Source organism: Pseudomonas sp. TE6283, from assembly GCF_054060555.1.
The window spans coordinates 178,041-197,262 of the sequence record NZ_JBSSDH010000003.1 but is presented as its reverse complement, the minus strand read 5'-3'; the positions used below and the strand labels follow the sequence as shown (position 1 = coordinate 197,262).

The 19,222-nt window shown below is 65.3% G+C and carries 20 protein-coding genes; 11 read left to right on the top strand and 9 right to left on the bottom strand.

Annotated features, from left to right (window positions below):
- Positions 1-63: 63 nt before the first annotated feature.
- The 10 genes from ACVWZ5_RS06390 (at position 64) to ACVWZ5_RS06345 (ending at position 7,068) form a co-directional block, all read left to right on the top strand.
- Positions 64-1,038 (top strand): KpsF/GutQ family sugar-phosphate isomerase, encoded by a 975-nt coding sequence (locus ACVWZ5_RS06390; protein WP_028689660.1) that lies wholly within the window; start codon positions 64-66, stop codon positions 1,036-1,038.
- The gene (locus ACVWZ5_RS06385) at positions 1,039-1,563 is read left to right on the top strand and encodes a KdsC family phosphatase (protein ID WP_062572913.1); all 525 of its coding nucleotides are present in this window, start codon (positions 1,039-1,041) and stop codon (positions 1,561-1,563) included.
- Positions 1,564-1,571: 8 nt separating this feature from the next.
- Entirely contained in the window at positions 1,572-2,144 is a 573-nt protein-coding gene (lptC, locus tag ACVWZ5_RS06380) for an LPS export ABC transporter periplasmic protein LptC (protein WP_062572912.1), read from the top strand.
- Positions 2,131-2,655, top strand: coding sequence for a lipopolysaccharide transport periplasmic protein LptA (gene lptA, locus ACVWZ5_RS06375; RefSeq protein ID WP_011532418.1), 525 nt, complete (start codon positions 2,131-2,133; stop codon positions 2,653-2,655). The genes lptC and lptA overlap by 14 nt, the downstream gene beginning before the upstream one ends.
- Positions 2,656-3,381: an LPS export ABC transporter ATP-binding protein gene (lptB, locus tag ACVWZ5_RS06370; protein WP_011532417.1), complete on the top strand. Its 726-nt coding sequence runs from the start codon at positions 2,656-2,658 to the stop codon at positions 3,379-3,381.
- A 173-nt stretch (positions 3,382-3,554) separates the two neighbouring features.
- A complete protein-coding gene (locus tag ACVWZ5_RS06365) occupies positions 3,555-5,054 on the top strand; it encodes an RNA polymerase factor sigma-54 (protein WP_028689657.1) in 1,500 nt (499 codons plus the stop codon).
- Positions 5,055-5,132: 78 nt separating this feature from the next.
- On the top strand, positions 5,133-5,441 hold the full coding sequence (gene hpf, locus ACVWZ5_RS06360; RefSeq protein WP_011532415.1) for a ribosome hibernation-promoting factor, HPF/YfiA family: 309 nt from the start codon (positions 5,133-5,135) through the stop codon (positions 5,439-5,441).
- Positions 5,442-5,453: 12 nt separating this feature from the next.
- Positions 5,454-5,918 (top strand): PTS IIA-like nitrogen regulatory protein PtsN, encoded by a 465-nt coding sequence (gene ptsN, locus ACVWZ5_RS06355; protein WP_062572911.1) that lies wholly within the window; start codon positions 5,454-5,456, stop codon positions 5,916-5,918.
- Between the two features lie 2 nt (positions 5,919-5,920).
- The gene (rapZ, locus tag ACVWZ5_RS06350; protein WP_062572910.1) at positions 5,921-6,775 is read left to right on the top strand and encodes an RNase adapter RapZ; all 855 of its coding nucleotides are present in this window, start codon (positions 5,921-5,923) and stop codon (positions 6,773-6,775) included.
- A gap of 20 nt (positions 6,776-6,795) precedes the next feature.
- Positions 6,796-7,068 carry an HPr family phosphocarrier protein gene (locus ACVWZ5_RS06345; RefSeq protein WP_062572909.1) on the top strand — a complete coding sequence of 91 codons (273 nt, stop codon included), beginning with the start codon at positions 6,796-6,798 and terminating at the stop codon, positions 7,066-7,068.
- Positions 7,069-7,115: 47 nt separating this feature from the next.
- Here ACVWZ5_RS06345 and ACVWZ5_RS06340 read toward each other — a convergent pair whose 3' ends face one another.
- From ACVWZ5_RS06340 to pmbA, 6 genes are all read right to left on the bottom strand, one after another.
- Positions 7,116-8,009 (bottom strand): ZIP family metal transporter, encoded by an 894-nt coding sequence (locus ACVWZ5_RS06340; protein ID WP_062575684.1) that lies wholly within the window; start codon positions 8,007-8,009, stop codon positions 7,116-7,118.
- A gap of 11 nt (positions 8,010-8,020) precedes the next feature.
- The gene (locus ACVWZ5_RS06335) at positions 8,021-8,632 is read right to left on the bottom strand and encodes a superoxide dismutase (RefSeq protein ID WP_062572908.1); all 612 of its coding nucleotides are present in this window, start codon (positions 8,630-8,632) and stop codon (positions 8,021-8,023) included.
- Position 8,633: 1 nt separating this feature from the next.
- Positions 8,634-9,095, bottom strand: coding sequence for a hypothetical protein (locus tag ACVWZ5_RS06330; RefSeq protein ID WP_186599314.1), 462 nt, complete (start codon positions 9,093-9,095; stop codon positions 8,634-8,636).
- A 25-nt stretch (positions 9,096-9,120) separates the two neighbouring features.
- Entirely contained in the window at positions 9,121-10,497 is a 1,377-nt protein-coding gene (locus tag ACVWZ5_RS06325; RefSeq protein WP_186599313.1) for a class II fumarate hydratase, read from the bottom strand.
- A complete protein-coding gene (locus ACVWZ5_RS06320; protein WP_280092772.1) occupies positions 10,490-10,891 on the bottom strand; it encodes a FagA protein in 402 nt (133 codons plus the stop codon). Before ACVWZ5_RS06320 ends, ACVWZ5_RS06325 begins: the two co-directional genes overlap by 8 nt.
- 127 nt (positions 10,892-11,018) lie before the next feature.
- Positions 11,019-12,365 carry a metalloprotease PmbA gene (gene pmbA / locus ACVWZ5_RS06315; RefSeq protein WP_028689648.1) on the bottom strand — a complete coding sequence of 449 codons (1,347 nt, stop codon included), beginning with the start codon at positions 12,363-12,365 and terminating at the stop codon, positions 11,019-11,021.
- A 109-nt stretch (positions 12,366-12,474) separates the two neighbouring features.
- Here pmbA and yjgA point away from each other — a divergent pair, with 109 nt between their 5' ends.
- A complete protein-coding gene (gene yjgA, locus ACVWZ5_RS06310) occupies positions 12,475-12,996 on the top strand; it encodes a ribosome biogenesis factor YjgA (protein ID WP_028689647.1) in 522 nt (173 codons plus the stop codon).
- Positions 12,997-13,073: 77 nt separating this feature from the next.
- Here the strand turns inward: yjgA and tldD are convergent, their stop codons facing one another.
- The 3 genes from tldD to ACVWZ5_RS06295 are packed head-to-tail and all read right to left on the bottom strand — an operon-like array spanning position 13,074 to position 19,195.
- Positions 13,074-14,513, bottom strand: a complete 1,440-nt coding sequence (tldD, locus tag ACVWZ5_RS06305) for a metalloprotease TldD (protein WP_062572904.1) — start codon at positions 14,511-14,513, stop codon at positions 13,074-13,076.
- 2 nt (positions 14,514-14,515) lie between these two features.
- Positions 14,516-15,367, bottom strand: a complete 852-nt coding sequence (locus ACVWZ5_RS06300; protein WP_457340473.1) for a carbon-nitrogen hydrolase family protein — start codon at positions 15,365-15,367, stop codon at positions 14,516-14,518.
- A gap of 12 nt (positions 15,368-15,379) precedes the next feature.
- Positions 15,380-19,195 (bottom strand): YhdP family protein, encoded by a 3,816-nt coding sequence (locus ACVWZ5_RS06295; protein ID WP_062572902.1) that lies wholly within the window; start codon positions 19,193-19,195, stop codon positions 15,380-15,382.
- Between the last annotated feature and the right edge of the window lie 27 nt (positions 19,196-19,222).

The following is a 19,222-nucleotide window of genomic DNA, read 5'->3' as shown; positions in this document are numbered from 1 at the left end:
GGATGAGCCTTTCACACATTGCGGCTATAATCGCCGCCTTTTCATCAGGCATTGCGTTTCAACATGACCCAATCCAGCGAGCTGATCCAATCCGCCCAGCGCACCCTGCGCCTCGAACTCGAGGCCGTGGAGGCCCTGCTGGCCCGCATCGACGGTGACTTCGTCAAGGCCTGCGAACTGATCCTGGCCAGCAAGGGACGGGTCGTGGTGGTGGGCATGGGCAAGTCGGGGCATATCGGCAACAAGATCGCCGCCACCCTGGCCAGCACCGGCACCCCGGCGTTCTTCGTGCACCCGGCCGAGGCCAGCCACGGCGACATGGGCATGATCACCCGGGACGATGTCATTCTTGCCCTGTCCAACTCCGGCAGCACCGCCGAGATCGTCACCCTGCTGCCGCTGATCAAGCGCCTGGGCATCCAGATGATCAGCCTGACCGGCAACCCGGGCTCGCCCCTGGCCCAGGCCGCCGAGGTCAATCTCGACGCCAGCGTTGCCCAGGAAGCCTGCCCGCTCAACCTGGCGCCGACCTCCTCCACCACCGCCGCGCTGGCGCTGGGCGATGCCCTGGCCATCGCCCTGCTCGAGGCCCGTGGCTTCACCGCCGAGGATTTCGCCTTCTCCCACCCCGGTGGCGCATTGGGTCGTCGCCTGCTGCTGAAGGTCGAGAACGTCATGCATGCCGGCGAGGAACTGCCACTGGTGAAACGCGGCACCCTGCTCAAGGACGCGCTGCTTGAAATGTCTCGCAAAGGTCTGGGCATGACCGTGGTCCTGGGTGACGACGGCAAGCTCGCCGGCGTGTTCACCGACGGTGACCTGCGCCGCAGCCTGGACCGCAACATCGACGTGCACAAGACCCTCATCGACGAGGTCATGACCGTGCACGGCAAGACCGCCCGCGCCGAGATGCTCGCCGCCGAGGCCCTGAAGATCATGGAAGACCACAAGATCAGCGCGCTGGTGGTCGTCGATCAGGAAGACCGCCCGACCGGCGCCCTGAACATGCACGACCTGCTGCGCGCCGGAGTGATGTAAATGAACCAGGACCTGATGCAACGCGCCAAGGCCATCAAGCTGGCGGTGTTCGACGTCGACGGCGTGCTCACCGACGGCCGCCTGTACTTCCTCGAGGACGGCAGCGAGTTCAAGACCTTCAACACCCTCGACGGCCACGGCATCAAGATGCTCATGGCCGCGGGCGTGTCCACCGCGATCATCAGCGGGCGCAAGACCCCGGTGGTCGAGCGCCGGGCAAAGAACCTCGGCATCCCGCACCTGTTCCAGGGCCGCGAGGACAAACTGGTGGTGCTCGACGGCCTGCTTGCCGAACTCAATCTAAGCTATGAACAGGTCGCCTACCTCGGCGACGACCTGCCCGACCTGCCGGTGATCCGCCGCGTCGGCCTGGGCATGGCGGTGCACAACGCCGCGGCATTCGTTCGCCAGCACGCCCATGGCGTTACCCAGGCCCGCGGCGGCGAAGGTGCCGCCCGCGAGTTCTGCGAACTGATCATGCAGGCCCAGGGCACCCTGGACGCTGCCAACGCCCACTACCTGTAAGGCTGCCCATGTTCAGCAAGAAGATCAGAAATGTCGCGCTGCTAGGCGGGATCGCCGCCGTGCTGGTTGCGGTAGGCTACTGGAACATCAGCCCGGAGAGTTTCCTCGACCAGCCGCAGGCCCAGGTCGACCAGAGCGCCATCGACTACTACGCGATCAACGCCCACAGCGTGCAGTTCCTGCCCGACGGCAAGCTGCAGTACGAAATGACCGCCGCCAAGGTCGAGCACCTCAAGGCCAGCGAGGTCACCCTGGTGACCACGCCCGACCTGCACATGTACCGCGGCACCGCCTACCCCTGGCACGTGCAGAGCAAGCGCGCCGAGGTCAACCCGGACGGCACCGAGGTCGAGCTCATCGACGATGTGCGCGTGGCGCGCACCGACGAGAAGCAACGTGAAACCATCATCACCAGCACACGCATGACCGTGTTCCCGCAGAAGCAATATGCGCAGACCGAGCAAGCCGTTAGAATCGACGGCGCCGGTGGCACGACTACGGGCAAAGGAATGAAAGCGTATTTGAAAGAAGGCAGGATGGACCTGCTCTCTAACGTAAGAGGACAGTATGAGGCTCGTTAAAACCATCCCCCTTCTGCTCAGCCTGGGTGTAGCACTGGGAAGCGCGAGCGCCTTCGCCCTGCCGAACGACCGTGACCAGCCGATCCGCATCCAGGCGGACAACGCCCATCTGGACGACAAGCAGGGCGTTGCCACCTACACCGGCGACGTGATCATCACCCAGGGTTCGATGATGATCAAAGGCAACACCGTGACCATGACCCGCGCCGCCTCCGGTGACATCGACGTGGTCACCTCGGTGGGCAACCTGGCCTACTTCGAGCAGCAGCAGAGCGCCGCCAAGCCCGACAAGATGAAAGGCTGGGCCGTGACCATCCAGTACCAGGCGCAGAAAGACATGGTGATCCTCACCGATCGCGCCAAGGTCGAGAACGAAGGCAACACCACCGAAGGCGAGAAGATCGTCTACAACACCAAGACCCAGGTGGCTACCGCCGGTCGCGGTGGCAACGTGACTGCACCACGTCAGCGCATCGACATGGTCATTCAACCGAAGAAAAAGGCCGAGTAAATGGCAACCCTCAAAGCCCAGCACCTGGCCAAGAGCTACAAGGGCCGGCAGGTCGTTCGCGACGTCAGCCTGTCCATCGACAGCGGCCAGATCGTCGGCCTGCTCGGTCCCAACGGCGCCGGCAAGACCACCTGCTTCTACATGATCGTCGGCCTGGTCCAGGCCGACCAGGGTCGCGTGCTGATCGACAGCCTCGATGTCAGCCACCAGCCCATGCACGGACGCGCCCAGGCCGGTATCGGCTACCTGCCGCAGGAAGCCTCTATCTTCCGCAAGCTGTCGGTGGCCGACAACATCATGGCCATCCTCGAGACCCGCAAGGACCTCGACCGCGACGGCCGGCGCAAGGAGCTGGAAAGCCTGCTGCAGGAGTTCCACATCAGCCACATCCGCGACAACCTCGGCATGAGCCTCTCCGGTGGCGAACGCCGCCGCGTCGAGATCGCCCGCGCCCTGGCCACCGCGCCCAAGTTCATCCTGCTGGACGAACCCTTTGCCGGTGTCGACCCGATCTCCGTCGGCGACATCAAGCAGATCATCCACCACCTCAAGAACAAGGGCATCGGCGTTTTGATCACCGACCACAACGTTCGCGAGACCCTGGACATCTGCGAGACCGCCTACATCGTCAACGATGGCCAGCTGATCGCCGAAGGCGACGCCGAGACCATCCTGGCCAACCAGCTGGTCAAGGAAGTGTACCTGGGGCACGAGTTCCGACTCTGACCCCGGCCTGCCCGGAGCACTGGCGCAAGCGCCTGTTCGAGGCTTAAGTTGTTACAGTGCTCTAGGCAAACGCTGCAATTTCAGGCATACAACTTGCTTAAAATCGGCGCCCAGGCGCCCTCCGTGTAGTGGATGGCGCATGCGCGCCGGCAACAAGGTATCAAGCCCCAGCCATGAAACCATCGCTCGTCCTAAAAATGGGCCAGCAACTGACGATGACCCCGCAGTTGCAACAGGCCATCCGTCTGCTTCAGCTCTCCACCCTGGACCTCCAGCAGGAAATCCAGGAAGCGCTGGAGTCCAATCCGATGCTCGAACGTCAGGAAGACGGCGAGGACTTCGACAACAGCGACCCGATGGCGGACAACGCCGAGAACAAGCCGGCGGCCGAAGTCCAGGACAACAGTTTCCAGGAAACCAGTACCAGCAGCACCGCGGAAAACCTCGAAGACGGCGAATGGGCCGAGCGCATCCCCAACGAGCTGCCGGTCGACACCGCCTGGGAAGACATCTACCAGACCAGCGCCAGCAGCCTGCCGAGCAATGATGACGACGAGTGGGACTTCACCACCCGCACCTCGGTCGGCGAGAGCCTGCAGAGTCACCTGCTGTGGCAGCTCAACCTGGCACCGATGTCCGATACCGACCGCCTGATCGCCGTCACCCTGATCGACAGCATCAACGGCCAGGGCTACCTGGAAGACTCCCTCGAGGAGATCTGCGCAGGCTTCGACCCGGAACTCGACATCGAGCTGGACGAGGTCGAGGCGGTGCTGCACCGCATCCAGCAGTTCGAACCTGCCGGCATCGGCGCCCGTTCCCTCGGTGAATGCCTGCTGCTGCAACTGCGCCAACTGCCGGCCTCGACGCCTTGGATGGGTGAGGCCCAGCGCCTGGTCACCGACTTCATCGACCTGCTCGGCAGCCGCGACTACAGCCAGCTGATGCGCCGCATGAAGCTCAAGGAAGACGAGCTGCGCCAGGTCATCGAACTGGTGCAGACCCTCAACCCGCGCCCCGGCTCGCAGATCGAGTCCAGCGAACCCGAGTACGTCGTGCCCGACGTCATCGTGCGCAAGGACAGCGAGCGCTGGCTGGTCGAGCTCAACCAGGAAGCGGTACCGCGCCTGCGGGTCAACCCGCAGTACGCCGGCTTCGTTCGCCGCGCCGACACCAGCGCCGACAACACCTTCATGCGCAACCAGCTGCAGGAAGCGCGCTGGTTCATAAAGAGCCTGCAGAGCCGCAACGAGACGCTGATGAAGGTGGCGACGCAGATCGTCGAGCACCAGCGCGGCTTCCTCGACCATGGCGACGAGGCCATGAAGCCGCTGGTGCTGCACGATATCGCCGAGGCAGTGGGCATGCACGAGTCGACCATTTCCCGGGTGACCACGCAGAAATACATGCACACCCCGCGCGGCATCTACGAACTGAAATACTTTTTCTCCAGCCACGTGAGCACCGCCGAAGGCGGCGAATGCTCGTCCACGGCGATCCGCGCGATCATCAAGAAACTGGTGGCGGCGGAAAATCAGAAAAAGCCATTGAGTGACAGCAAGATCGCTGGTTTACTGGAGGCACAAGGCATCCAGGTAGCCCGTCGCACCGTCGCCAAGTACCGTGAATCGTTGGGCATCGCCCCATCGAGCGAGCGCAAGCGACTGATGTAGCCCCAGGATGTGCCACAGCGTTTCAGTGGCAGGTGCAAGACCTGCCTCTTTATGCACGGGCAACAAAGGAGAAGCTGTATGCAAGTCAACATCAGTGGACAGCATGTAGAAGTCACCCAACCACTGCGCGATTACGTGCTCGAGAAGCTCGCCCGCGTGGAGGGTCATTTCGACAAGATCACCAATGCGACGGTGATCATGAAGGTCGAGAAGCTGCAGCAGAAGGTGGAAGCCACACTCCAGATTCCCGGTGGCGAAGTCGTCGCCAACGCCGAACATCAAGACATGTACGCGGCAATCGACGCCCTGGCCGACAAACTCGATCGCCAACTGAAAAAACACAAGGAAAAACAGCAAAGCCTGCTGCAAGGCGCAGCCGCCCGCTGATCCCCCTCATCCATGATCCGACTTGAAACCATCCTGACCCCCGGCCGTTCCCTCGTGAACGTGCCGGGCGGCAGCAAGAAGCGCGCCCTGGAAAAGGTCGCCAACCTGATCGCCGAGCAAGTACCCGAGCTGGAGATGCAAGATGTCTTCGACAAGCTCATCGCTCGGGAAAAACTCGGTTCCACCGGTTTTGGCAATGGCATCGCCATTCCGCACTGCCGGCTTGTGGGCTGCAGCGCGCCAGTGAGCGCCCTGCTGCACCTGGATGCCCCCATCGATTATGACGCCATCGATGGTGCCCCGGTCGACCTGCTGTTCGTCCTGCTGGTCCCGGAAGCCGCCACCGATGCCCACCTTGAACTGCTGCGCCAGATCGCCAGCATGCTCGATCGCAAGGAGGTCCGCGATCGCCTGCGTGCCGCCGACAGCAGCGAGACCCTTTACCAGGTCGTCCTGGACGTACAGAACGAGCACTGAACATGCGCCTGATCATCGTCAGCGGTCGCTCCGGCTCCGGTAAGAGTACCGCCCTCGACGTGCTGGAAGACAACGGCTACTACTGCATCGACAACCTGCCCGCCGGGCTGTTGCCGCAGCTGGCGGAAAACGCGCTACTCAACACCGAGCTGCTGCAACCGAAGGTCGCTGTGTCCATTGATGCACGCAACCTGCCCAGCCACCTGTCACGCTTCCCCGAACTGCTGGCAGAGGCACGTTCGCGCCATATCCAGTGCGACGTGCTGTACCTGGACGCCGACGAAGACACCCTGCTCAAGCGCTTCTCGGAAACCCGCCGCCGCCACCCGCTGACCAACGACAGCCGTTCGCTGGCCGAGGCGATCCGCGTGGAAAGCGAGCTGCTCGGCCCGATCGCCGACCTCGCCGACCTGAAGATCGACACCACCAGCCTGAACCTCTACCAGCTGCGCGATTCTATCAAGCTGCGCCTGCTCAACCAGCCCGAGCCAGGCACCGCGTTCCTGGTCGAGTCATTCGGTTTCAAGCGTGGCATGCCGGTGGACGCCGACCTGGTGTTCGACGTGCGCTGCCTACCCAATCCGTACTGGAAGCCGGAACTTCGCGAGCATTCCGGCCTCGAACAGCCGGTAATTGATTACCTGGCCGCCCAGCCGGACGTCGAGGAAATGTTCCAGGACATCTCCGGCTACCTGCTCAAGTGGCTGCCGCGCTTCGCCGCCAGCAACCGCGCCTATGTCACCATCGCCATAGGCTGTACCGGCGGCCACCACCGCTCGGTGTACATCACCGAACGGCTTGGCCAACTGCTCCAGCAATCCCTGAAAAACGTCCAGGTCCGCCACCGCGACCTCTAGCCCACAGGATCCGCCCCACGATGCCCGCCCGCGAAATCACCATCATCAACAAGCTGGGCCTGCATGCGCGGGCGGCCGCCAAGTTCGTCGGCGTGGCCGGTCGCTTTCCCTGCCAGGTACGGGTCGGCCGCGCGCCGGACAAGCTGGTGGACGGCAAGAGCATCATGGCAGTGATGATGCTCGCCGCAGGTAAGGGCACGCCAGTGCACCTGCACACCGAGGGTGAGCAGGACACTGAAGCCATGGATGCGTTGGTCGCATTGATCGAGAACTTCTTCGACGAAGGCGAGTAAGCGCCGCTAGCGACTGCGCACGCTCCTACAGGGGGACCGTGCCAGGCTCAAGACAGCGCCGTGTCCATCACCATCATCAGGCAGAACCCGACACACAGCCCCAGGCTCGCCAGGCGGTGATGCCCGTTGCTGCGCGATTCGGGAATGATTTCCTGGGTCACCACCAGCAGCATCGCCCCCGCCGCGCAGGCCAGGCCCAGCGGTAGCAGCAGTTCGGCGATGTTCACCAGCCAGGCGCAGATCACCGCGGCCAGCGGCTCGACCAGTCCGGATGCCGCGCCGATCAGGAACGCCTTGAACCGCGGCATGCCGGCCCCGGCCAGTACCAGCGCGATTACCAGGCCCTCCGGTACATCCTGCAGCGCGATGCCCATGGCCAGGCTGTCGGCATCGGACATGCCCCCGCCGGCGGACACACCGATGGCCATGCCTTCGGGGATGTTGTGGGCGATGATGGCGATGACGAACAACCAGATCCGCGCCGCGATCACCGGCTGCCGATCGCTGCCGACCAAGGCCTCCGGCGAGGCGCCGGAAACCTTGAGGTCGACCAGGAACAGGCACAGCGCACCGAACAGCAAGCCGCCGCTGATCAGGCCACCGGCGCACCATGGGCTGAAACCGATGGATTGGGCCGCATCCAGCCCGGGCATGATCAGCGAGAACGCGGTGGCCGCCAGCATCACGCCGGCACCAAAGCCAAGCAAGGTGTCGGCCACGGCCACCGGCATGTTGCGAATAACCAGTACCGGTACCGCGCCCAACGCCGTCCCCAGTGCGCACAATGCGCCGCCCTCGAGGGCACGCAACATGCGCGGTTCCAGGTCCAGCCAGGCGATGCCCCGCGCCACCAGCAACGCGGTGCCAACCAGCAACAGCATGGTCCCAAGCGCCAGACGGAACAGGCGCACACTGCTGACAGACATCACCTCGGCACGCATACCGGTCAGGCTCACTTCAAGGCTTCAAGGTAGCGACGTTCCACTTCGGCCCAGTCGACCACGTTGTAGAAGGCGCCAATGTATTCCGGACGACGGTTCTGGTACTTCAGGTAATAGGCGTGCTCCCACACGTCCAGGCCGAGGATCGGTGTGTTGCCGTGCATCAGCGGGCTGTCCTGGTTGCCGCTGCTCTCAACGACCAGAGTGTTCTGCGGAGTCACGCTCAACCAGGCCCAGCCGCTGCCGAAACGGGTCAGCGCGGCCTTGGTGAAGGCCTCCTTGAACGCCTCGAAGCCGCCGAGCTGCGCATCGATGGCCTTGGCCACCTGCCCTGCCGGCTGGCCGCCGCCCTTGGGCGACATGACGGTCCAGAACAAGGTGTGGTTGGCATGTCCACCGCCCTGGTTGATCACCGCGCCCTGGAGCTTCTCGGGCAGCTGCTTGACCGCGCCCACCAGGCGTTCCACCGGCCATTCGGCCCACTCGGTGCCCTCGATGGCGGCGTTGAGGTTGTTGATGTAGGTCTGGTGATGCTTGCTGTGGTGGATCTCCATGGTCTGGGTGTCGATGTGCGGTTCCAGCGCATCGTAGGCATAGGGCAACGCAGGCAAGGTATGCGGCATGTCAGTGGATTCCGTAGGCAGGTGTGCGATCAGTGATATCCGTATGTGCGACCAGCTCGCTGGCCACCGGGGCCTGCCGGTTGAGCAGGCGCACGGTACGCGGGTATTGGCCGTATTCGGCGATGAAGCTCAGCAACTCGGTGTAGGTGCGCCCGCTGTGGCGCAACGCAGCGTCGCGCAGGGCCTGGGGCAGGCGCTGGTCCTGACTGGCCTGGAGCAGCCGCTGGTGCGCCGCGCACAGGTAGTCGGCGCTTTCCTGCGGCTGGTTCAGGCGCAGGTGCAGGTCGGCCAGGTTGTGATGGGCGATGACCAGTGCGGCCACCGCCTCGTCGACGTCATGCCAGCGCTCGAACAGCACCTGGGCCAGGGCCAGGGCTTGCAGGTAGTGTTCCCGGGCATCGACCAGCTCGCCCTGCTCGAACAGGCGGTTGGCGTCTTGCATCGTGCGTTTCCAGTGCTGCATGACGTGTCTCCTGGGCGGCCCGGGCTCAGATGCCGCCGGCGGTGAGTTTTTCCGGATCCAGCAGCGCCTCGAGCTGGTCACGCGACAGGTCGGTGTGCTCCAGCGCCACATCGATGATCGGGCGCCCCTGCTTGTAGGCGGTCTTGGCGATCTCGGCGGCCTTGAGGTAGCCGATGATCGGGTTCAACGCAGTGACCAGGATCGGGTTGCGCGACAGCGCCTCCTTGAGCTTGGTGTCATTGACCTTGAAGCTGGCGATGGCCTTGTCGGCCAGCAGGCGGCTGACGTTGGCCATCAGCTCGATGCTTTCCAGCAGGTTGCGGGCGATCACCGGCAGCATCACGTTGAGCTCGAAGTTGCCCGACTGCCCGGCCACGGCGATGGTGGCGTCGTTTCCGATCACCTGGGCCGCGACCATGGCGGTGGCCTCCGGGATCACCGGGTTGACCTTGCCCGGCATGATCGACGAGCCCGGCTGCAGACCCTGCAACTCGATTTCACCGAGGCCGGCGAGCGGGCCGGAGTTCATCCAGCGCAGGTCGTTGGCGATCTTCATCAGCGCCACGGCGGCGGTCTTGAGCTGGCCGGACAGGGCCACGGCGGTGTCCTGGGAGCCGATCAGGGCGAACAGGTTCTCGCCGGGGGTGAACTTGACCTGGGTCAGGCCACTTAACTGGCGGGCAAAGCCTGCGGCGAACTGCGGGTGGGCGTTGATGCCGGTGCCCACGGCAGTACCGCCCTGGGCCAAGGCCTGCAGGCTCGGCAGGGTGGCTTCGAGATGCGCCTGGGCGCCCTTGACCTGCGCGGCCCAGCCTTCGAGCACCTGGCTCATGCGCACCGGCATGGCATCCATCAGGTGGGTGCGGCCGGTCTTCACGTGCTTGTGCACTTCGACCGCCTTGGCCTCGATCACCTGGGTGAGGTGGCGCAGGGCCGGCAACAATTGCTCGTGCAGGGCCAGGGCGGCGCTGACGTGGATGGTGGTGGGGATGATGTCGTTGCTGCTCTGGCCACAGTTGACGTGGTCGTTGGCATTGACCGGCTCGCCCAGCACGCGGCTGGCCAGGGTGGCGATGACCTCGTTGGCGTTCATGTTCGAGCTGGTGCCGGAACCGGTCTGGAACACATCCACCGGGAAGTGCTGGATGAAATCCCCGGTCAGCAGTTGCTCCACCGCCTTGACGATGGCCTCGCCCTGCCCCGCGCTCAGCTGGGACAGCTCGACGTTGGCCTTGGCCGCCGCCGCCTTGGCCAGCAGCAGGGCACGGATGAACTGGGCCGGCATCGGCTTGCCGCTGACCGGGAAGTTGTCGACCGCGCGCTGGGTCTGGGCACCGTACAGGGCCTGGGCCGGCACCTGCAGTTCGCCCATGCTGTCACGCTCGATACGGGTATCACTCATCTTCAAGTCCTTGCATCAGTTCTTCGGGAGAAATCGACGGCAGCAACACGCTGTTGGCAAGCTGCATCGCGTAGGGCTGCCAGCGCAGGTTTTGTTCGCGGCGATCGAGGTTGCGCAGGTCGAGCAAGGGCCGCCAGGCCTGGTCCAGGCACAGGCAGCGCCAATGCCACGGCAGCATGCGATCGTTGGCGGTATCCAGCAGCAGGCGGAAGGCGGTCAGCGCCACGGCCCAGGGCGAGGTTTCGGTGCAGCACACCAGGTAGCGGCCTTCGGCCAGGTAATGCTCGATCAGACGCGGCTCGTCGGGTTCGAGCGCGCAGCGGATGCGCCGGCTGAGCCAGCGCCAGTTTTCCAGGTAGGGCAGTTCGTGGAGGACGGGTTTCATGAACATCATCGCCGAGTTACTGGATAATGATATTCATTATTATGTGATAAATAGAATCAATTCAAGGCGAGCGATGGGCAAAAGAAACCCGGCGCGATGGCCGGGTCCTTTGCGAGACATGAGCGAGGGGCGTCGATCAGCTGCCCGCCACCGTCATCCGTTCGATCAGCACCGAGCCACTATGGATATTGCTGCGGGTCTCGATATCGCTGCCGATCGCCACGATCTGCTGGAACATGTCCTTCATATTGCCGGCGATGGTCACTTCCTGGACCGGGAACTGGATCTCGCCGTTTTCCACCCAGAAGCCCGCCGCACCACGGGAATAGTCACCGGTCACCATGTTCAGGCCATGCCCCATCAGCTCGGTCACCAGCAGGCCGCGACCCATGCGGCGAATCAATGCCGCCTGGTCTTCCACACCGTGGGTGACGAACAGGTTGTGCACGCCCCCGGCGTTGGCGGTGCTCGGCAGGCTCAGCTTGCGCCCGGAATAGGTGCCCAGGATGTAGGACACCAGCTCGCCCTTGTCGACGAACGGCTTGGCGTAGGTGGCCAGGCCATCGCCGTCGAACGCCGCGCTGCCCAGCGCACGCGGGATGTGCGGACGTTCATCGAGGGTCAGCCAGGTGGGAAACAGGCGCTGGCCGAGGGTGCCTTCGAGGAACGACGACTTGCGGTACAGGTTGCCGCCGGAAATCGCCGACAGGAAACTGCCGAACAGGCCGCCGGCAAGCTCCGCCGAGAACAGCACCGGCACCTCGCAGGTCGGCACCGGACGCGCGCCCAGACGGCTGGCGGCGCGTTGCGCGGCGCGCTGGCCGATGCTGCGCGGGTCGGCCAGCAGGTTGCCCTGACGATTGACGTCGTACCAGTAGTCGCGCTGCATCTGCCCTTCGGCCTCGGCGATCATCACGCAGCTCAGGCTGTGCCGGGTGGACGCGTAGCCACCGATGAAGCCGTGGCTGTTGCCATAGACCCGCACGCCCTGATGGGTATTGAGGGTGGTGCCATCGGCATTGAGGATGCGCTTGTCGGCATCGAACGCCGCCGCCTCGCAGGCCAGCGCCATCTCGATGGCCTTCTCCGGCTCGATGTCCCAGTCGTGGTACAGATCCAGGTCAGGGATCTCGCGGGCCATCAAGGCGGCATCGGCCAGCCCCGAACACGCGTCCTCGGAGGTGTGCTTGGCGATTGCCAGGGCCGCCGCGACGGTCTCGCGGATCGCCTCAGGGCCGCTGGCCGAGGTGCTGGCCGAACCCTTGCGCTGGCCAACGTAGAGGGTGATGCCGAAGCCCTGGTCGCGGTTGAACTCGACCGTCTCGACTTCGCGCTGGCGCACCGTGGTGGACAGGCCCTGCTCCAGCGACACCGCCACTTCGCACGCGCTGGCGCCCTGGCGGCGCGCCTCGGCGACGATCGCCTCGACCTGTTCCTGCAACGCCGGCAGGTCCTTGGGGCCTACGCTCTGGACTGCACTCATGGTTCTCTCCACTGAAAATTCTGCGTACGGCGTGGGTCATTCTACGACCGGGCCGGACAAGCGGCCCCCGACTGGTTATCATGGCGGCGATTTCCTGCGGACTGCCCCCATGGTTGATTCTTACGACGACGCCTTCGACGGCGAAAAAAGCAAAACCCAGATCAAGCGCGAGCTGCATGCGCTGGTCGAGCTCGGTGAGCGCCTCACCACCCTCAAGGCCGACACCCTGGCCCGCCTGCCGTTGACCGACGAGCTGCGCAAGGCGCTGGAAGAGGCCAGCAAGCACACCGCCCACGGCGCCCGCAAACGCCACATGTCGTTCGTCGGCAAGCTGATGCGCGTGCAGGACCTTGACGCCATCCATGCCGTGCTCGAGCAGGTCGACAGCTCGACCCGCCAGTACAACGAGCGCTTTCACGGCCTCGAGCGCTGGCGTGATCGCCTGATCGACGGCAACGACGAGGACCTCGAACGCTTCGTCAACGAGTTCCCCGACACCGATCGCCAGCACCTGCGCTCGCTGATCCGTCACGCCCAGCACGAGAAGGCGCGGAACAAGCCGCCTGCGGCTGCGCGTAAAGTGTTCAAGTACATCCGCGACCTCGACGAGGTCCAGCGCGGTCTGCGTTGAGGCCATCGCGGGGCAAGCCCGCTCCCACGCTGCCTTTGCAGGCATCTGTGGGAGCGGGCTTGCCCCGCGATTGATCATCAAGCCCCTGTACCACCGACAGTGATCGCATCCAGCTTCAGGGTCGGCTGGCCAACGCCTACCGGCACCGACTGCCCATCCTTGCCGCACGTACCCACGCCGCTGTCCAGCGCCAGGTCGTTGCCGACCATCGACACACCCCGCATCGCCTCCGGACCATTGCCGATCAGCGTCGCGCCCTTCACCGGCGCGGTAATCTTGCCATCCTCGATCAGGTAGGCCTCGCTGGTGGAGAACACGAACTTGCCGCTGGTGATGTCCACCTGGCCACCGCCAAGGTTGGCGCAATAGATGCCCTTCTTCACCGAGCGGATGATTTCCTCGGGGTCGCTGTCGCCAGCGCGCATGTAGGTGTTGGTCATGCGCGGCATCGGCAGGTGGGCGTAGGATTCACGCCGGCCGTTACCGGTCACCGCCATGCCCATCAGGCGGGCGTTGAGCTTGTCCTGCATGTAGCCCTTGAGGATGCCGTTCTCGATCAGCGTGGTGCATTCGGTCGGGGTGCCTTCGTCGTCGATGCTGAGCGAGCCGCGGCGGCCCTCCAGGGTACCGTCGTCGACAATTGTGCACAGCTTCGAGGCCACTTGCTCGCCGATACGCCCACTGAACGCCGAACTGCCCTTGCGGTTGAAGTCGCCTTCCAGGCCGTGACCGACCGCCTCGTGCAGCAGCACGCCGGACCAGCCCGGGCCAAGCACCACCGGCAGCGTGCCGGCCGGCGCCGGAATGGCCTCGAGGTTGACCAGCGCCTGGCGCAACGCCTCGCGGGCATAGCCCATCACCCGCTCCTCGGTGAAGTAGCGGTAGTCGGTACGCCCGCCACCACCCTGCCCGCCGCGCTCGCGACGACCGTTCTGCTCGACGATCACGCTGACGTTGAAACGCACCAGCGGACGCACATCGGCGGCCAGGCTGCCATCGGCGGCGGCGACCAGGATCCGCTCCCAGACCCCGGCCATGCTCACGCTGACCTGCTGGATGCGCGGATCGAGGGCGCGGGTGGCGGCATCGACGCGCTTGAGCAGCTCGACCTTCTCGGCGCGGCTCAGCACATCCAGGGGATTGTCAGACGCATACAGGGCAGTCACATCCTGGCTGCGGAACGCCTGCACCTTGCCATCCTGCCCGGCACGGGAGATCGAGCGGGCGGCGCGGGCCGCCGAGGTCAGGGCTTCGAGGTTGATCGCGTTGCTGTAGGCGAAGCCGGTCTTCTCGCCGGACTGGGCGCGCACGCCCACGCCCTGGTCGAGGTTGAAGCTGCCCTCTTTGACGATGCCGTCCTCCAGCGCCCAGGTTTCCGAGATCTGGCCCTGGAAATACAGGTCGGCGGCATCGATGCCGGGGCCGGCCAGCTCGCCCAGCACCGTCTGCAGGCTGTCGAGGGTCAGGCCGCCCGGGGCCAGGAGCTGCTCGCTGACGGTGGATAAAATCTCGCTCATAGTCACTCCGAGGTGTGCGCAGGCCGCAAGGCGTCCTGCGAGAAAAAGCGCCGGTGCGTGACCACCGGCATGCGCGCCCGGATGGACGCCTGTTCTTCACTGTCGCGCGTGGCGAGCAATACCGCTTCGCCCCGCGCCTGTTGCGCGACGATCCGCCCCCAGGGGTCGACGATCGCCGCCTGGCCGTGGGTTTCCCGCGGCCCCGGATGCAGGCCGCCCTGGGCGGCCGCCAATACATAGCACTGGGTCTCGATGGCCCGTGCGCGAATCAGTACTTCCCAATGCGCCGCTCCGGTCACCGCGGTGAACGCCGCCGGTGCGCTGATCAGTTCGGCCCCGGCGGCACGCAAGGCGCTGTACAGCTCGGGGAAGCGCAGGTCGTAGCACACCGACAGGCCCAGCCGGCCCACGGGCGTGTCGGCCACCACCACCCGGCTGCCGTGGGCGTAGTCGTCCGACTCGCGGTAACGACCGCGGTTGTCGGCCACATCCACATCGAACAGGTGCAGCTTGTCGTAGCGGGCGGCGATCTCGCCATGCTCATCGACCAGCAGCGAACAGGCGTGGGCCTTGGCTTGCGGCTGGCCGACCGGCGGCAGAGGCAAGGTACCGGCGACTATCCATAACCTGAGGTCGCGGGCGGTGCGTTTCAACCAGGGCAGGATCGACCCTTCGCCCAGCGCCTCGGCCCGACCGATGGCCGCCGCGTCGCGACGGCCCATGGCGGCGAAGTTCTCCGGCAGCACCGCCAGGCGCGCGCCACCGGCGGCGGCCTGCTCGAGCAGTGCCGTGGCACGTTGCAGGTTGGCCAGCACATCGTCCTGGCTGACCATCTGGATCACAGCTGACGTCATGACCACCCCAGGTTATTTGTCGAAAGGTTTCACAAAGGTGATTTTAGGCTCTTTGACCGGACCTTCGACGCGATAGTGCACACTGGCGAAACGCGCCACCCGGTCCCCGATCAGGCGATCGACCAGGAACAACGCGCCGCCGATCGCCGGCGCGCCGACGATCAGCGCGGCCAGCGGCAAGTTGTTGGTCACCGGCAGCGTCACCAACAGCTTGGCATCGATCCGATCACGGACGAAGTCCATGGTGCCGTCGAGCTCGAAGTTGCTCGACGGACCGGTGACGGTGATCGGCTCACGGGTCACGTAGACACCTTCGCTGGCCACCAGCAGCCCCTTGACCCGGTCATAGGCCAGGCCCTTGCTGAACAGGTCGGAGAAGTCCAGGCGCAGGCGCCGGCCGATGGAGTTGAAGTTGAGCAGCCCGAACACCCGCAAGGCTTGGGCGCTGCCCTCGACCTCGACGAACTGGCCGCTGCGCAACGCCGCGTCGAGGCTGCCGGAGTAACGGTTGAGGCTGACCCAGGCCGGCGAGCCCGGCCAGCGGCCGTCCACGTCCATGCGGAAGTCGCGGCTGGTGACGGTAGGCGCGAAGCCCCAGGCCTTGAGCACATCCCCCAGGTTCTTGCCGTCCAGCCGGCCCTTGTACCAGCTCGAACTGCTGCCCGGCTCTCCTTCCCAGCCACCGCTGCCATCGATGTGCAGGCCCTTGAGGTCCAGGTCGATATCGTTCATGGCCATGCCTTTGGGCGTCTGGCGCAGCTTCAGGTTGGCGCTGCCGAACAGGTCGTCACCGCGGTACAGCTTGTCGATGGTCAGGTCCAGCGGCGGCACCTTGCGCGGGTCGACCCCGGCCAACGGATCCGGCGCATGTTCGTCCTGGGCTTCGTTCGGGTCGGCGGGCGGCAGACGCAGGCTCTGCAGGCGGATGGTCATGGGCGTGACCTTGGCATCGGGAATGCGCGCGTTGCCGATGACTTCCTTGCTGTCCAGGCGCAGGTCCCAGGCCGGACCGCCGCGCATCAGGCGGATCACCGCCTGGTTGAGGTCCATGCCGAAGGCCTTGAGCTGGCCGATGCTCAGGTCCACGCTCTGCAGGTTCTGCCGGGCGCTGCCGCCCGGGTCCTTGCCGGCCAGGCGCTCCATCTGTTGCTGCCAGGGCGCCAGGTCCAGGGACTCGAGCCGGCCACGCACACGCAGGCCCTGGCCACTCGGGAGGCTGGCGTCGCCCGTACCCAGCAACAGTTCGCCCCGCCCCTGGGCCAGCTTGTCGGCGGGCGCGGCGTAGGCGAAGCGGGCAAGGTCGGCGTAGCTGGCATCGATGCGCCGCTCGGGGCCTTGCAGGGTCAGGCCGAAGCGGCTGTCACGGGTTTCCCCGGCGGCCTTGCCAAAGGGGGCCGGCAAGTCGATGGCCAGGCCCTTGAGCGAGGAGCTGACACTCAAGCGGTTGTCTCGGCTGCCGAATGTCACCTGCAACTGATAGGGCAACTCGCCCGAGGCCGGCAGCGGCTGCTGGTACTGCAACCAGTCAGTCAGGACCTTGAGGCCGACCTGGCCGTTGGCGTTGATGCGGGTCTGGATCTGCCCGCCCTGTCCTTCGGCGGTGACCTGCGCGGTCACCGGCTTGCCGAAGGCATGCAGGCTGATGCCGTTGCCGCTAAGGCCCTTGTCGAAATCGAACGTGAAATCGCCTTTGAGCTGGGTCAGTTCCAGGCTTGGCGGCGCCACTTTCAGGGTTGCGTCGCTGGTCGAGAAGTCCACCAGCACCTTGGGCCGTTGCCCATGGGCCAGGGGGATATCGAGCTTGACCTTGCCTTTGAGCGGGCCTTCACCCTCCCAGCCAGCAAAGATCTCTCCCGTGCCGATGGGCGCTTCCTTGAGGATCTTCAGGCCATCGCCAAGGCTGCCGTCGAAGTCTCCGTCGAGGAACAGGTGACTGTGCTGGTCGCCCTCGACATGGGGAATGTCGACACTGACATCGCTGACCCGAGTGTCCAGCAGCAGCCCTTTGCGGGCGTGGATGCGCACGCCGGTGTCCTCGATGTAGACATTGCCGTCGACCTGCTGCACCTGCGGCCAGCCCGGCTGGAAATCCAGCGCGGCGTCGTGGACCTTGAAGAACAGGCTGATATCGCGGGCATGGGGCGGCGCATTGTGGTGCAGCGAGCCCTGGTACTGGAAGTAGCCCTCGTCGACATTGCCCTTGACGATGGCGCTGCGCAGCCATTCGTCCAGGGCCGGGCTGAGCACCTCGGGCAGGTACTTGGCGGTGTAGCGACCGTCGCCCTCGGTGAGGCCGACGCGCAGGTCCATGTAGTCTTCATGGCCCGGTTGCAGATGGATGCGAATCAGGAAGTCCGCGGCGATCTTGCCCTCGTCGCCCAGCACCTTGATGTAGGGGGCGACCAGGGTGAAGGCTTCCTTGTCCAGGGTCCAGGTCAGCCGCGCGTTGGCTTTCGGGTAATGCCAGGGTTTGCCGAAGATCGGATACAGATGCAGCATGAAGGCCTGGGTATCCAGGCGCAGTTCGCCGTGCCCGAGGTCACCGCTGATGGCGCCGCTGACGTTGCCGGCGGCCGGCGCGCCGTGATAGGCGTCGAAGCCGACTTTCTCCAGGTTGGCGGCGAACTGCAACCGCTGGTCGCCCTCGGCCTTTGGGCGGATGTCCAGGCGCACGTTGCGCAGGGCGCCAGTCACCTTGAGCGCGTCGACCACCGTCATCAGCTTGTCCGGCAACGGCGCCAGGGCGTCGATCACCGGGGTCAGCGGGGTCAGGTCGAGGCGATCGGCCTGCACCTGCCAGCTTTCCTCGGCCGGGCTCTGGCCAGGACGCTGCGCCAGTTGCAGGTGCGACTCCCAGCGGGTCTTGCCCAGGCTCATGGCCAGGGAGTCGACGACGACGTCAAAGCCCTGGTCCTGGCGCTGGAACCAGGCCGACAGGGCCAGGTTGTCCAGGGTAATGGCCTTGCGCCCGGTGTAGGCGCCCTTGAGCTGTGGGGCGTTGAGGCGAACCATCGCCTGCTGCAACTGCCCCTTGCTCCAGTCGATCCAGAACTCGCCACCGGCACGCAGGGTGTCGGCCTGCCACTGGCCCAGCAGCTGCGGCGGCAGCCAGCGCGCCCAGTCGCTTTGCGGCAGGCTCAGGTAGGCCTGCACGCGACCGTCACGCCAGGTCTTGGCGGTGGCACGACTGTTCAGGCCAAGGGCCAGGGGCTGGCCATCGGGCAGCGTGGCGCGCAGGTCGACGCTCTGGCGCGATGCTCCGGCCTGCAATCCCAGGCTGACATAGGTGAGGGTCAGGGGATCGCGCTGCCAGGGATGCAGGGTGACCTGGCTGTCGAATACATCGATCCGCCCCAGTTGGCGCAGGCGCTTGAGCACATCAGCCGGGTCGAGCGGCGCATCATCCTGCTGCGGCAGGCCTTCGAGGGTCCAGGCGCCCTGCTCGCGTTCGCGCAGGATCAGTTGCAGCCCACTGAGCTGGATGCGCGCCAGGCGCACTTCGCGGGCCTTCAGGCTGGCCCACAGGTCGGGCACCAGCTTGACGTCGTCCAGGCGCAAGGCCGCCTTGCCTTCGCCCAGCTGCAGGTCGCGCACGCGCAACACCGGCGCCAGGCCACTCCAGCGCCCTTCCAGGGCACCGACGTGCACGGGCATGCCCAAGGCCTGTTCGGCCTTGAGTTCGGCGTCGGCACGGTATTCGGCGACCAGGGGTACCAGTTGCCGACCGAGGCTGACATACAGCGCCACCAGCACCGCCAGCAGGGCGCAGATCCCCAGCCCCCAGCGGGTCAAGGCGCCCAGAACGCGGGTCAGACGTTCCATGGCCATGGCCCTCCAAGTCGTACCTTAACTATG